The organism is Thermomonospora curvata DSM 43183 (genome assembly GCF_000024385.1).
Lineage (GTDB): Bacteria > Actinomycetota > Actinomycetes > Streptosporangiales > Streptosporangiaceae > Thermomonospora > Thermomonospora curvata.
The window spans coordinates 2,860,489-2,873,324 of record NC_013510.1; the positions used below are offsets into that span (position 1 = coordinate 2,860,489).

Annotated in this window: 12 protein-coding genes and 1 pseudogene; 9 read left to right on the forward strand and 4 right to left on the reverse strand. The window is 73.4% G+C overall.

Annotation, left to right across the window (positions count from 1 at the left end; translation table 11 throughout):
- Positions 1-148: 148 nt before the first annotated feature.
- On the reverse strand, positions 149-502 hold the full coding sequence (locus tag TCUR_RS12170) for an STAS domain-containing protein (protein WP_012852805.1): 354 nt from the start codon (positions 500-502) through the stop codon (positions 149-151).
- 410 nt (positions 503-912) lie between these two features.
- Here TCUR_RS12170 and TCUR_RS12175 point away from each other — a divergent pair, with 410 nt between their 5' ends.
- From TCUR_RS12175 to TCUR_RS12190, 4 genes are all read left to right on the forward strand, one after another.
- Positions 913-2,244 carry a glycosyltransferase family 4 protein gene (locus TCUR_RS12175; protein ID WP_012852806.1) on the forward strand — a complete coding sequence of 444 codons (1,332 nt, stop codon included), beginning with the start codon at positions 913-915 and terminating at the stop codon, positions 2,242-2,244.
- A gap of 36 nt (positions 2,245-2,280) precedes the next feature.
- A complete protein-coding gene (locus TCUR_RS12180; protein WP_012852807.1) occupies positions 2,281-2,871 on the forward strand; it encodes a TetR/AcrR family transcriptional regulator in 591 nt (196 codons plus the stop codon).
- Between the two features lie 55 nt (positions 2,872-2,926).
- The gene (locus tag TCUR_RS12185; protein ID WP_012852808.1) at positions 2,927-4,108 is read left to right on the forward strand and encodes an acyl-CoA dehydrogenase family protein; all 1,182 of its coding nucleotides are present in this window, start codon (positions 2,927-2,929) and stop codon (positions 4,106-4,108) included.
- Positions 4,109-4,203: 95 nt separating this feature from the next.
- The gene (locus TCUR_RS12190) at positions 4,204-4,635 is read left to right on the forward strand and encodes an SRPBCC family protein (RefSeq protein WP_012852809.1); all 432 of its coding nucleotides are present in this window, start codon (positions 4,204-4,206) and stop codon (positions 4,633-4,635) included.
- Between the two features lie 18 nt (positions 4,636-4,653).
- Here TCUR_RS12190 and TCUR_RS12195 read toward each other — a convergent pair whose 3' ends face one another.
- The gene (locus tag TCUR_RS12195) at positions 4,654-5,607 is read right to left on the reverse strand and encodes an alpha/beta hydrolase (RefSeq protein ID WP_012852810.1); all 954 of its coding nucleotides are present in this window, start codon (positions 5,605-5,607) and stop codon (positions 4,654-4,656) included.
- Between the two features lie 15 nt (positions 5,608-5,622).
- Positions 5,623-6,366: a gamma-glutamyl-gamma-aminobutyrate hydrolase family protein gene (locus TCUR_RS12200; RefSeq protein WP_012852811.1), complete on the reverse strand. Its 744-nt coding sequence runs from the start codon at positions 6,364-6,366 to the stop codon at positions 5,623-5,625.
- A gap of 805 nt (positions 6,367-7,171) precedes the next feature.
- Between TCUR_RS12200 and TCUR_RS12205 the strand changes: the two genes are divergently transcribed.
- Positions 7,172-8,314, forward strand: coding sequence for a globin domain-containing protein (locus TCUR_RS12205; RefSeq protein WP_245536853.1), 1,143 nt, complete (start codon positions 7,172-7,174; stop codon positions 8,312-8,314).
- Positions 8,315-8,571: 257 nt separating this feature from the next.
- On the opposite strand, the pseudogene TCUR_RS27975 reads toward TCUR_RS12205, so the two are convergent.
- Positions 8,572-8,784, reverse strand: a pseudogene (locus tag TCUR_RS27975) (MBL fold metallo-hydrolase); the annotation flags it as partial.
- A 442-nt stretch (positions 8,785-9,226) separates the two neighbouring features.
- Here TCUR_RS27975 and TCUR_RS12210 point away from each other — a divergent pair.
- The 4 genes from TCUR_RS12210 to TCUR_RS12225 all read left to right on the forward strand — a co-directional run bounded on the left by TCUR_RS12210 (position 9,227) and on the right by TCUR_RS12225 (position 12,830).
- The gene (locus TCUR_RS12210) at positions 9,227-10,378 is read left to right on the forward strand and encodes a sensor histidine kinase (protein ID WP_169313019.1); all 1,152 of its coding nucleotides are present in this window, start codon (positions 9,227-9,229) and stop codon (positions 10,376-10,378) included.
- Complete coding sequence (locus TCUR_RS12215; protein ID WP_012852814.1) at positions 10,375-11,064, forward strand: response regulator; 690 nt, start codon at positions 10,375-10,377, stop codon at positions 11,062-11,064. Before TCUR_RS12210 ends, TCUR_RS12215 begins: the two co-directional genes overlap by 4 nt.
- A 108-nt stretch (positions 11,065-11,172) precedes the next feature.
- Complete coding sequence (locus tag TCUR_RS12220) at positions 11,173-12,066, forward strand: ABC transporter ATP-binding protein (protein ID WP_012852815.1); 894 nt, start codon at positions 11,173-11,175, stop codon at positions 12,064-12,066.
- Positions 12,063-12,830, forward strand: a complete 768-nt coding sequence (locus tag TCUR_RS12225) for a hypothetical protein (RefSeq protein WP_012852816.1) — start codon at positions 12,063-12,065, stop codon at positions 12,828-12,830. Before TCUR_RS12220 ends, TCUR_RS12225 begins: the two co-directional genes overlap by 4 nt.
- The last annotated feature ends 6 nt before the right edge of the window (positions 12,831-12,836 follow it).

Genomic DNA, 12,836 nt, shown 5'->3' on the forward strand with positions numbered 1-12,836 from the left:
AGGTCACCGCCTCGCCCCCGGGTGCGGCATTCCCGTCCCGGGCCACGGAAACGGCATGGCGAAAAGGTTCGCCGGTTCAGGCGGGGCCGTGGAGGAGGGCGTGCCGTCGCGCCGCGCGGCGGTGCCGGGCCGCCGGCTCCGGCCGCGTTCAGGAGCGGGTGAACTCCTCCAGGCTGCCGTAGCTTTCGAAGGCACGGCGCATCCCGGTGATGTCCAGCACCCTGGCCACCTGCGGTCGCAGCCCGACCAAGATGAAGCGGCCCTGGCGTTCGCCGACCCGTTTCCAGCAGCGCACCAGCCCGCCCAGCCCGCAGGAGTCCATGAAGGTCACCGCGGCCATGTCGATCACCAGGCGGGGCGGGCCCGGCGCGGCGCACGCCTCGTCCACCCGCCGCCGGAGGGCGGGGAGCCCGGCCAGATCCAGTTCGCCGGTCAGTTCCAGCACCGTCCACAAGCCGACCCGGTGCGTCTTCACCCGCAGGATCTCGGCCGTGTTCGCCATCTCGGGCCTCCTACCCGAACGCCGTTCCGCCAGCCGTTCGCCGAGCGGCCTGGCGCGGCTTTAGCCTCTCCCCCTCACCCCCTGCGGGCAAGCATCTCTCGTAAGCCGCTTTCCGTCAGGCGTGTTCACGAAATCGGCATGTCACCCGGACGACACATGCCGGTAACAGCCCCCGATGAACACACCCGAGCGTCCCGTTATGTCCCGATCTGGCCATTTGATCACGCGATCTGGGCCCTTCGGCAGGCAACAACCCCGCAGGTCCGGGCGTCCTCCACAAAGAGGCCGGGCGATATTCCGGGTGATCGGGGGGCATATCCCCCGCCTGGGGCGGCTGACGAGCGCGCTTGACGGGGGAACGACGGGGGAACGAAGTGCGCGGACGATCGATCAGGCGGGCGGGGCGCCGAGTGGCCGGGCGGATCCACCGGATACCGCGGCGGCTGGCGCTGCTGTTGCTGCGGCTGGCCTTCGCGGTGGCGGCCCGGTGGCACGGCGAGCGGCACGGGGAGCGGGTGCGGGTGCGCATCCTGCTGCAGCACGCCTACGGGATGGGCGGCACGATCCGCACGGCCTTGAACCTGGCGGGGCATCTGGCCCACCGCTACGACGTCGAGGTGCTCAGCGTGATCCGCAAGCGGCGGGAGCCGTTCTTCGCCGTCCCGCCGGGGGTGCGCATCGTCGACGTCGACGACCAGACCGTCCGGCCCGGGCCGCTGGGCCGGCTGCTGGCGCGGCTGCCCAGCGCGCTCACCCCGCCCCGCGACGTGACCGCCCCCGGGGTCTCGCTGCTGACGGACCTGCGGCTGGCCCGCGCGCTGCTGAGGGGCCGCACCGACGTGCTGATCGGCACCAAGCCGGTGCACAACATGCTGATCGCCGAGGTCGCCCCGCGCTCGGTGGCCGCGATCGGGCAGGACCACATGAACCTGACCGCCTACCGGCCGTGGCTGCGCGCGGGGATCGCCCGCTCCTATCCCCGGCTGGACCTGCTGGCCGTGCTCACGCACGCCTCGGTGCGCGGCTTTAGGGAGCTGCTGGGCGAGCGCGGGCCGCGCGTGGTGCGGGTGCCCAACGCGGTCCCGCCGCTGAACGGCGGCATGGCCGACCCGGACCGCAAAGTGATCATCACCGCCGGACGGCTGGTGCCGCAAAAGGGCTACGACCTGCTGATCAAGGCGTACGCGCAGGTGGCCGCGGCCCACCCGGACTGGCGGCTGCGCATCTTCGGGTCGGGCCGGGAGCGCCGCAGGCTCGGCAGGCTGATCGCCCGCCATGGCCTGGAAGAGGTGGTCGAGCTGTGCGGCCCGACCGGTGACCTGGGGGCGGAGATGGCCAAGGCGTCGGTGTATGTGCTCTCCTCCCGGTTCGAGGGCATGCCGATGGTGGTGCTGGAGGCGATGAGCAAAGGGCTGCCGGTGGTGGCCTTCGACTGCCCCACCGGCCCGGCCGAGCTGATCCGCCACGGCCACGACGGGCTGCTGGTGCCGCCGCGGGACGTGGCCGCCCTGGCCGCCGCGCTCGATGAGATCGTCTCCGACGCGGCGCTGCGGCGCCGGATGGGCGAGAACGCCCGCCGCTCGGCCGAGGCCTACCGGCTGCCGGTGATCGGCGCCCGCTGGGAGGAGCTCATCGACCGGCTGGTCCGCTCCCGCCCGCCGGCCGGGGCTGCGGTGCCCGTGGCGGCCCGCCCGGCGGCGGGCGGCCGCCCGCCGGTGCGCAGCGGCGACCGCATAAGGTAATGCCGGCGAGCAAGGGCGGACGGAGGCGAGGCAGACATGACCACCGGCCAGCGTTCCCTGCGCGATGCGCTGCTGGACGCGTTCGCCGAGCTGCTCCCCCTGCGCGGCTACCGGGGCGTCCGCATGCAGGACGTGGCCGACGCGGTGGGGGTCAGCAGGCAGACGGTCTACAACGAGTTCGGCGACAAGTGGGGGCTGGCGCAGGCCCTGATGATCCGCCGCAACGAGCAGTACCTGGACGGCATCGACCAGGTGTTCCGCCGGCACGACGACCTGTATGAGGCGGTGGCCGCGGCGGTCGCCTACACCCTGGAGATGTCGGCCGACGACCCGGTCTCCAAGGCGGTCCTGACCGGCGCCGGCGGCGAGGAGCTGCTGCCGCTGATGACCACCCAGGCCGAGCCGGTGCTGTTCGGCGCCCGCACGCGCCTGATCGAGCATGTGGCCGCGCAGTGGCCGCAGCTGGACCGGCGGGCGCTGGCGGAGGTGGCGGACGCGGCGATCCGGCTGACGATGAGCCACATGCTGCTGCCGGCCGACCCGCCCGAGCAGGTGGCCCGGCAGATCGCCCGGATGGTCGCCCGCTACCTGGGCGAGCCGTGCCCGCCCCCCAAGGTGCGTCAGTAATCCCTTACTGGAGTTGGTACCGTGTGCTGCGGACCGACGAAGGTGAGGAGGCGCGGTGGACTTCGACCTGCCGGAGAGCGCGAACGCGGTGCGCGAGGGAGTGCGCGCCATCGCGGAGCGATACGACCAGGAGTACTGGGACCGGTGCGACGCCGAGAAGCGCTGGCCCGAGGAGGTCTGGCAGGAACTGGTCAAGGGCGGCTGGACGGCGCTGGCCATCCCCGAGGAGTACGGCGGCGCCGGGCAGGGCCTGCTGGAGCTGGCGGTGGCCCTGGAGAACCTGGCGGCCGGCGGCGCCGGCGGCGCGGCCACCTTCATGTACCTGCTCACCCCGGCCTTCGGCGGGCTGACCATCGCCCGCCACGGCACCGAGGCCCAGCGCCGGGAGTTCCTGCCCAAGATCGCCGCCGGTGAGCTGGAGACCTGCTTCGCCATCACCGAGCCGGACGCCGGCAGCAACTCCATCAACATCTCCACCCACGCCGTGCGCGACGGCGACCACTTCCTGGTGCGCGGCCAGAAGATCTGGATCTCGGGGGTGGAGCGCGCCGACTACATGGTGCTGGTGACCCGCACCATCCCGGCCGCCGAGGCCAGGCCGCGGACCAGCGGGTTCACCGTGCTGCTGGTGGACATCAAGGAGGCGGTGGCCGCCGGGACGCTGACCTACCAGCCGATCCCCAAGCTGGGCACCAACACGGTCGCCTCCAACATGGTGTTCCTGGACGATGTGCGGGTGCCCGCCGACCGGGTGCTCGGCGAGGTCGACCAGGGCTTTGCGGTGCTGTGGGACATCCTCAACCCCGAGCGGATCCTGGCGGCGGCCGGCGGCGTGGGCTCGGCGGAGCTGACGTTGAAGATCGCCTGCGACTACGCCCGCGAGCGCGCCCCCTTCGGCAAGCCGATCGGCGCCAACCAGGCGGTGGCCTTCCCGCTGGCCCGCATCAAGGCCCAGGTGGAGCTGGCCCGGCTGATGACCTACAAGGCCGCCTGGCTGTGGGACCGGCACCGCCCCTGCGGCGCGGAGGCCAACATCGCCAAGCTGACCGCGGCCGACGCCGCCTGGCAGGCCGCCGACCGCGCCTTCCAGGTCCACGGCGGCATGGCCTACTCGCTGGAGTACCCGGTGGCCCGCTTCTTCCGGGACGCCCGGATCGCCAAGAACATCCCGGTGGCCGAGGAGCTGGTGCTGGCCCACATCGCCCAGCACGAGCTGGGGCTGCCCAAGTCGTACTGACCGGGCATGCCCGATAGCGGGGTGTTGCCCATATCACACTCCCGGCGGATCATGGGGGCGTCGGACCCGCTTCACCGGACGCCGAGGAGATCGCCATGCCCAGGTCTTACGCCAGCGCCGTGATCGACGCGCCCGCCGACGAGGTGTGGGCCTACGTGCGCGACAGCGGCAACCTGGCGCAGTGGCGGCCGGGCATCACCACCTGCGCCATCGAGGACGACGGGCCGGCGGACCGGGTGGGCTCGGTGCGCCGGCTCATCGGCGTGGGCAGCACCTTCCGCGAACGGCTGACCCTGCTGGACGACGAGGCCCGCTGCTGCGCCTACGACATCCTCGAATGCCCGCTGCCGGTGCGCGACTGCCGCGCCACGATCCGGGTGGCGCCGGTCACCGACACCGGGCAGGCGTTCGTGGAGTGGCAGGCGGAGTTCACCGCCGACGCCGCCGACGAGCGCGCCATGACCGCCACCTTCGACCGCGCGGTGCTGGGGCCGGGGCTGGATCTGCTGCGCCGGCGCTTTCGCTGACGGCGGCGGGCGGGCCCGTCACACCCGGCCGGGCCGCCGCACCGCCGTGAACGCCTCCCGCAGCCGCCGCACCGCCAGCGCGCGGGCCTGCGCCCCGGCCTCGAAGATCTCCGGGAGCAGGAAGAAGGAGTGGATCATCCCGGGGTAGCGGTGCAGCTCGACCGGCACGCCGGCCTCGGCCATCCGGCGGGCGTAGGCCTCGGCCTCATCGCGCAGGATGTCGCACTCGGCGGTGATCACCGTGGCGGGCGCCAGGCCGGACAGGTCCGGGGCGCGCAGCGGGGCCAGGCGGGGGTCGGCGGGGTCGGCGCCGGCCCGGTACATCTCCATGAACGCGGCCATCGCCGCCGCGTCCAGGCCCAGGCCCGTCCCGTACCGCTCCCAGCTGGGGGTGTCCATGGCGGTGTCGGTGACGGGGTAGACCAGCAGCTGGTGGGCCAGGCGCAGGCCCTCGTCGCGGGCCCGCAGGGCGGTCACCGCGGCGAGGTTGCCCCCGGCGCTCTCCCCGGCGACCGCCAGCGCCGCCGGGTCGGCGCCATAGCGGCCCGGGTCGGCGGCCACGTCGGCCAGCACCGCCCAGGCGTCCTCGGTGGCGGCCGGGAAGGGGTGCTCGGGCGCCAGCCGGTAGCCGACGTTGACCACCGCGCAGCCGATCCCGGCCGCCAGTTCCCGGCACAGGGCGTCCACATCCTCGATCCCGCCGATCACCCAGCCGCCGCCGTGCAGGTACACCAGGGTCGGCAGCGCTCCCGCAGCGCGCGGCACGGCCCGGTACAGGCGCACCGGGATCGGTCCCCCGGGCCCGGCGACGTGCAGGTCGCGCACCTCCGGCAGCGCGGGACCGGTCGGCCCCGTTCCCAGGCCGTGCCGGCCGGCCCGCCGCAGATTCTCCACGCTGAGGTCGTCTCCGACCATCTGCCCGCACAGGGCCAGCAGTTCCCGGAACTTGACGATCTGCGGATGCGGGCTCAATCGGCCTCCCGGGGGTCAGCGCCCGGCGGCCTCGGCCACCAGGCTCTCGAACAGACGAAGGTCATCTCCGTCTTCGGGATGCCACTGCACCGCCAGTCCAAACCGGTGCTCGGGCAGTTCGACCGCCTCCACCACCTGATCGGAGGTCCAGGCCACCGCGACCAGCCCGCTGCCCAGCCGCTGGGCCGCCTGGTGGTGGTAGGTGGGCACGTCGGCCGTCTCACCGAGGATCTTGCCCAGCCGGCTGGCCGGGTCGATCCGCACCCGGTGGGTGCCGATCTTGCCCGGGGCGGGGCGGTGCTCGTGGTGGCCGACCGCCTCCGGCAGGTGCTGGATGAGGGTGCCGCCCCGGGCCACGTTGAGCACCTGCAGGCCCCGGCAGATGCCCAGGAACGGCAGGTCCGCCTCTATGGCGGCGCGGGCGAGGGCCAGCTCGAAACGGTCCCGCCGGGGGTGCGCGGAGCCGGTCTTCGGGTGCCGCTGCGCCCCGTACAGCGCCGGGTCCAGGTCAGATCCCCCGGCCAGCACCAGGCCGTCCAGCTGCCGCATCAGCGTGGCCAGGCCGCGCAGCGTCTCCTGCGGCGGGATCAGCACCGGCACTCCGCCGGCGCGTTCGATCGACCGCAGGTAAGAGGACGGCAGCAGGGCGGCCTCGCGCACCCACTCCCCCCACCGGGCCGGTTCCTCGTAAGCCGTCACGCCGATGATCGGCGGAGTCCGCCCCAGTGTTTCGCCGGTTCCGGTCCTGCCCTCGGTCATGGGGGACTCTCCTTTGCTCGTGAACGCTCCTGGTGCTCCAGGCCTCCGGTTCGCCCAACGGATCTTTCCGGCCCGCCGTCCGCGCCCGCCGGGGGCGGGGTGCGGCCGGGCCCGCGGATCGGCACGCCGGAAAGATGGTCATCGTACAGTTTTCGTCGCCCTTCTCCCCTGGCGGTCACCATGATGCACGATGCCCGATTCCGGCATGCACGGCGCCCTGCCGCGGACGATCGTCGGGCGGGTCCGACGATAGATGCACCGGCGGGTGAAAATCTCTGCACCGCGATGCGGGCGGGCCCGCCGCCGACCTCTCGCCGTGACCACCGAACGTACACGCCCGGCCTTTCCAGTGTGCCGCCCCGCCGCTCGCAGGCGGGGCGCCGCGACCGAGGACAGCACCGTGACCTGGGGATTCTCGACCTCGGGAACTACTCGGCCGCCCCCTTGCCCACCGGGCCGCACACGAGAAAAGCCCAGCCCCGCCGTGGTCCCGGCGAATGGTCACGATCGGTGACTTCCACTGCGGAATATTCGGCGAATATACCAACCGGTATCCATGAAAGAGATCTAATAAATCGGCGACTTCAACCGGCGCAGACGACGATTCGATTGCAATTTTCAACGCGAATCGGTTGAGCGTGCATACGGAAGGTGCGAGACTCTCAGCAAGCCGGACATGCCGTGCCCATGCGGGCCGATCACGCTGCTCCGCATGCCGACTCACCGGAAAATCACGGAAACCTCCAGGGGGCGTGCTTGGCTCATGTCGTCCGACTCCCGGATCATCAAAGAGAGTTTCGCACTAATGGCGCCAGAGGCCGATAAGGCGTCGGCGTATTTCTACGGCCGGCTGTTCGCCGAGCATCCGCAGCTGCGGACGCTGTTTCCGCCCGCGATGGACCGCCAGCGCGACCGGATGCTGCGGGCGCTGACCCGGATCGTCTGGAGCCTGGAAGACCCCGACTCCCTCACCGGCTACCTGCGCGACCTGGGCCGGGACCACCGCAAGCTGGGCATCCGGCCCGAGCACTACGCCGCCGTCGGCACGGCGCTGATCGCCACCTTGCGCAAGTTCGGCGGGCCGTGGTGGACACCGCGCATGGAGGCGGCCTGGACCGCGGCGTTCTCCGCCGCCGCGGCGACGATGATCGACGCGGCCGAGGCCGAGGCCGAGCACTCGCCGCCCTGGTGGGTCGGCGAGGTGGTCGGCCACGAACGCTACGGCCACGACCTGGCGGTGCTGACCATCCGCCCCGACCAGCCGCTGCGCCATGTCGCCGGGCAGCACATCTCGGTGCAGACCGCGCGCTGGCCGCGGGTGTGGCGGCGCTATTCGGTGGCCAACGCGCCTCGCCCGGACGGCGCCTTGACCCTGCATGTGCGGGCGGTGCCCGGCGGCTGGGTGAGCGGCGCCCTGGTCCGCTACACCAAGGTCGGCGACCGGCTGACGCTCGGCCCGGCGATGGGCGGCCTGACCCTGCAGGCCGCCTCCGGCGGCGATCTGCTGCTGGTGGCCGGCGGCACCGGGCTGGCCCCGCTCAAGGCGCTGGCCGAGCAGGTCGCCGCCACCGAGCCGGGGCGCCGGGTCCACCTGGTGTGGGGCGTGCGGACCACCGTCGACCTGTACGCCCTGCCGCAGCTGCGGGCGCTGGAGGCCGGCTGCGCCGGGCTGCGGGTCACCGTGGCGGTCTCCGACGATCCCTCCTTCGACGGGCTGCAGGGCACGGCGGCCGACGTGCTCGACCGGCTCGACGAGCCCCTCGGCCCCGACACCGACGTCTATGTGAGCGGCCCCGCCGCGATGGTCGCCCGCACGGTCGGCGTGCTGCGCGACCGGGGCGTGCCGCCGGAGCGGATCCACCACGATGAGCCTGAGGAGGCCGAGCCGCAGGTCGCCGCGGCAAGGTTTGTCGAGCAGCGGGTCACCGCTCGACAGCCCGCCATCTGACGGGCCGTTCCGCCGTGGCGGCGACCCGCCGCCGGGTGGGCGAGCGTCTCCAGCAGCGCCGAGCGGCGCATGAACGGCCGGATCTGCTCCCAAGGGCGCGACCAGGTCAGCCGGCGCGCCGGCGCCCAGGCGGTGACGCCCGCCGCGCCGGCCTGCTCCACCTGCCGGGCGATCTCCTCCAGCCGGCCGGCGTGGTGGGCGACCATCGCATCGCCCCGGTCGGCCAGGCCGGCGAAACGGTACTCGTGCGCCGGCAGCACCTCCTCCACCGGCAGCGCCCGCACCTTCTCCAGGGGGTCGTGGCGCTGCTGGGGGTGGACGGAGATGACCGGGGTGATCCGCGGCAGCACATGGTCCCCCGACCGCAGCAGGGCGCGGTCGAGGTCCAGGAAGCAGAGGTGGCCCGGCGAGTGCCCCGGCGTCCACACCGTGCGCAGCCGCACCCCCGCGGCAACGCCGGGAAGGACCACAGCCCGGGCCGCACCCGCTCGACGGGCGGCAGCACCCTGTCCTGCCTCGCCGGTGCTGCACCGCGCGCTCCTCGTCCCGGGGAACGATCTCGGTGCAGGTGTCTATTACGGGCGCTCTGCCGCATTCCGGCCGCCCTCACCAACCGGCGCGTTCGCGCAGGTGATTACCCGTGGGGTGACGAGCGGGCCAACGCCTTTACAACGTAGATCTCTTTTGGGCGGAGAGACGCATGCGGCGCCCGCCCGGCGTCACGAGGACGCGACGCCGCTCACGGCCGGCCGCGGGAACCGTCCGGCTCGCCCTCGCCTCCCGGCGAGCGGCCCGGGACATCCCATCGGCTCTCCCCCAGACGCCCGCGGCCCCCGGAGATAGACCAAAGTCGATGCCGCCGCCGACCGGTGGATGATGCCCATGGCCGGAACCGGCCCTACGGTGGAGTCCGTGCCGCGACGATCGCTCCGGGAATGGAGCACCGACCTGTGCTACCTCGGCCTGGCGACGCTGGTGGGCGCCTTCTTCGTGGTCGCCATCCGCACCGACCCCGACCAGGTGGACGTGCCGCCGCTCGGCTATGAGGCGGCCATCGCCGTATTGTGCGCCGCGTTGACGCTGTGGCTGCGGCGGCGCAGGCCGGTCGCGCTGGCGGTGATCTTCCAGGCGGGCGGGATCATGTCGGCCGGCGGGCTGGGCTTCACCGCCATGGCGCTGTTCAACCTGGCGATCCACCGGCCCTGGCGGATCACGGTGGCGCTGACCGCCCTGCACCTGACGGTGGTGAGCCTGCTGTGGCGGCTGGAGCCGGGCACCGAACGCGACTACTGGGAGGGCGTGACCGTCCTGGCCCTGCTGTACGTCGCGCTGATCGCCTTGGGCATGCTGATCCGCTCCCAGCGGCAGCTGGTGCTGGCCGCCCAGGAACGCGCCCGGCAGGCCGAGGAAGGGCAGCGGCTGCGCATCGAGGAGGCCCGCCACCACGAGCGGGAACGGCTGGCCCGGGAGATGCACGATGTGCTGGCGCACCGGATCTCGCTGCTGGCCCTGCACGCCGGGGCGCTGGAGTACCGGGGCAACCTTCCGGAGGCCGAGCAGCGAGCCGCCCAGGTGATCCGGGAGTGCGCCCATGAGGCGCTGGAGGAGCTGCGCGAGGTGATCAGGATGCTCCGCGGGGGCGCCGAGGCCGGCGCCGACCGGCCCCAGCCCACCCTCACCGACCTGCCGGAGCTGATCGAGCAGTCCCGGCAGGCCGGCATGCGCATCACGCTGGAAGAACAGGTCCCCGCCCGGCCGGCGGTCCCGGACCGGATCGGGCGGCACGCCTACCGGATCGTCCAGGAAGGGCTGACCAACGCCGGCAAGCACGCCCCGGGCGCGCACGTACGGGTGAAGGTCGCGGCGGTGCCCGGCGAGGGGGTGACGGTCGAGGTGACCAACCCGCTGCCGGTGGGGACCGCCGTGCCCGCCCTGCCCGGCGCCGGGGCCGGCCTGATCGGGCTGCGCGAACGCGTCGGGCTCGTCGGCGGGCGCCTGGAGCACGGCGACACCCCCGACGGCGACTTCCGGCTGCACGCCTGGCTACCGTGGCCTGCGCCATGAGCGCTCCGATCCGGATTTTGATCGTCGATGACGACGCGCTGGTCCGGCTGGGCCTGTCGATGATGCTGGCCGGGGCCGAGGACCTGCAGATCGTCGGCGAGGCCGCCGACGGCGCCGAGGCGCTGGCGGCCGCGGGCGAGCTGCGTCCCGACGTGGTGCTGATGGACATCCGCATGCCGCGCATGGACGGCCTGACGGCCACCGAACGGCTGCGCGCCCGCCGCGATCCGCCGGAGGTCATCATCATGACGACCTTCGACACCGACGAGCACATCCTGCGGGCGATGCGCGTCGGAGCGTGCGGCTTCCTGCTCAAGCACACCCCGCCGCCGCAGATCGTGCAGGCCATCCGGCAGGTGGCGGCCGGGGAGCCGATCATCTCCCCCTCGGTGCTGCGCCGCCTGATGAACTACGTCGGCGACCTGGCCGCCGCCCCGCCCGACCCGCGCCGCGAACGCGCCCGCGCCGCGCTGCAGCGGCTCAGCCCGGGCGAGCGGGCGGTGGCCCTGCTGATCGGCCAGGGCCGCTCCAACGGCGAGATCGGCCGGGAGCTGTCGATGAGCGTGGCGACCGTGAAGGCGTATGTGTCGCGGGTGCTGACCAAACTGGACCTCAACAACCGGGTGCAGGTGGCGCTGCTGGTGCACGACGCCGCCTTGGAGGACGAGCCGCCCGCCCAGACCTGAGACGGCCCTTGCGGCGAACCTCGGTCGCCGCGGGGTTCGACCGGAGTCGCCGCGGCGTCGACCACCGGCCGCTGCGCGGCCCGCCGCCGTGCCGCCAGCCTGGGGCGCATGATCGAAGTCACCGACCTCACCAAGCGGTACGGGGACGCGGTCGCCGTGCAGGGGGTGTCCTTTCGCTGCGAACCGGGCACCGTCACCGGCTTCCTCGGCCCCAACGGCGCCGGCAAGTCCACCACGATGCGGATGATCTGCGGGCTGACCCCGCCCACCTCCGGGTCGGCCACCGTGCTGGGCGTCCCCTACCGGCGCATCCCCAACCCCGGCCGGCACGTGGGGGTGCTGCTGGACGCCTCCGCCCAGCACTCCGGCCGCACCGGCCGGGAGACGCTGGAGCTGACCGCGCGGACCCTGGGCGTGGACGCCGCACGGGCCGCTCAGATGCTGCAGCGGGTCGGGCTGCCGCCGGCCGCCGCGCGCCGCCGGGTCGGCGGTTACTCGCTGGGCATGCGGCAGCGGCTGGGCATCGCCCAGGCGCTGCTGGGCGACCCCCGCGTGTTGATCTTGGACGAGCCGGCCAACGGGCTGGACCCGGAGGGCATCCACTGGATGCGCACCATGCTGCGCGACTTCGCCGACCGGGGCGGGACGGTGCTGCTGTCGTCGCACCTGCTGCGCGAGGTGGAGGCGGTCGCCGACCGGTTCGTGGTGATCGCCGGCGGCCGGATCGTCGCCCAAGGCGGCCGGGAGCTGCTGACCGCCTCCGCCGCCACGTTCGTGCGCGCCCTGAACTCCGCGGAGCTGGAGACGGCGCTGGCCGAGGCGGGGCTGAGCGCTCGGCACTGCGGCGACGGCGCCTTCACCGTCGCCGCGGACGCCGAGGCGGTCGGCCGGGCCGCGGCCAAGGCCGGTGTGGTGCTGCTGGAGCTGCGCCCCGCCGGCGGCGGCGCTCTGGAGGAGCTGTACCTGTCCCTGACCGCCGCGCCGCAGGAGGAGCCGCGATGACCGCCGCAGTGAACCGTCCCGCCGCCCCGTCCCTGGCCCGCCTGACGCTGGTGGAGCTGCGCAAGATGACCGATACCCGGGCGGGCCGCTGGCTGCTGGCGTTCGTCGCGCTGATCGGCGTGGCGCTGGTGGTCGTGGTGCTGGTGGCCGTGCCCCGCGCCGAGCTGACCATGCCGGAGCTGTTCAGCGCCGCGATCTCGGGGGTGTCCCTGCTGCTGCCGGTCGTCGGGGTGCTGTCGGTGACCGGCGAGTGGTCGCAGCGCACCGCGCTGACCACGTTCGTGCTCGTCCCCGACCGCCGCCGGGTGATCGCCGCCAAGCTGGCCGCCGGTGCGGTGCTGGCGGCGGTGTGCCTGGCCGCCGCCGCGCTCGTCGCCTGGGCGGGACGGGCGGCGGCGGCCGCGCTGGACCGCACCGACGCCGGCTGGGGCCTGCCGCCGCAGCTGCTGGGCACCGCGCTGCTGTTCGCGGTGCTCGGCATGCTGGGCGGCGTGGCGTTCGGGATGGTCTTTTTGAACTCGCCGCTGGCGATCGTGCTGCTGTTCCTGCTGCCGACCGTCTGGACGATCCTGGGCGAGACCGTCTCGGCGCTGGAGAAGGCGGCCGGATGGCTGGACCTCAACCGCACCACCGAGCCGCTGCTGCAGCCCGGGGTGCAGCTCACCGCCGAGATGTGGGCGCGCTTGGCGGTCTCGGAGGCGGTGTGGCTGCTGGTGCCGCTGCTGATCGGCTGCTACCGGGTGCTGCGCGCAGAGGTCGGGTAGCGGCTT

Bases quoted from the DNA above. Each gene is read 5' to 3' on its own strand.
- TCUR_RS12170 (WP_012852805.1), bottom strand. From the start codon at position 502: ATGGCGAACACGGCCGAGATCCTGCGGGTGAAGACGCACCGGGTCGGC.
- TCUR_RS12180 (WP_012852807.1), top strand. From the start codon at position 2,281: ATGACCACCGGCCAGCGTTCCCTGCGCGATGCGCTGCTGGACGCGTTC.
- TCUR_RS12190 (WP_012852809.1), top strand. From the start codon at position 4,204: ATGCCCAGGTCTTACGCCAGCGCCGTGATCGACGCGCCCGCCGACGAG.
- TCUR_RS12200 (WP_012852811.1), bottom strand. From the start codon at position 6,366: ATGACCGAGGGCAGGACCGGAACCGGCGAAACACTGGGGCGGACTCCG.
- TCUR_RS12205 (WP_245536853.1), top strand. From the start codon at position 7,172: ATGGCGCCAGAGGCCGATAAGGCGTCGGCGTATTTCTACGGCCGGCTG.
- TCUR_RS12215 (WP_012852814.1), top strand. From the start codon at position 10,375: ATGAGCGCTCCGATCCGGATTTTGATCGTCGATGACGACGCGCTGGTC.
- TCUR_RS12220 (WP_012852815.1), top strand. From the start codon at position 11,173: ATGATCGAAGTCACCGACCTCACCAAGCGGTACGGGGACGCGGTCGCC.
- TCUR_RS12225 (WP_012852816.1), top strand. From the start codon at position 12,063: ATGACCGCCGCAGTGAACCGTCCCGCCGCCCCGTCCCTGGCCCGCCTG.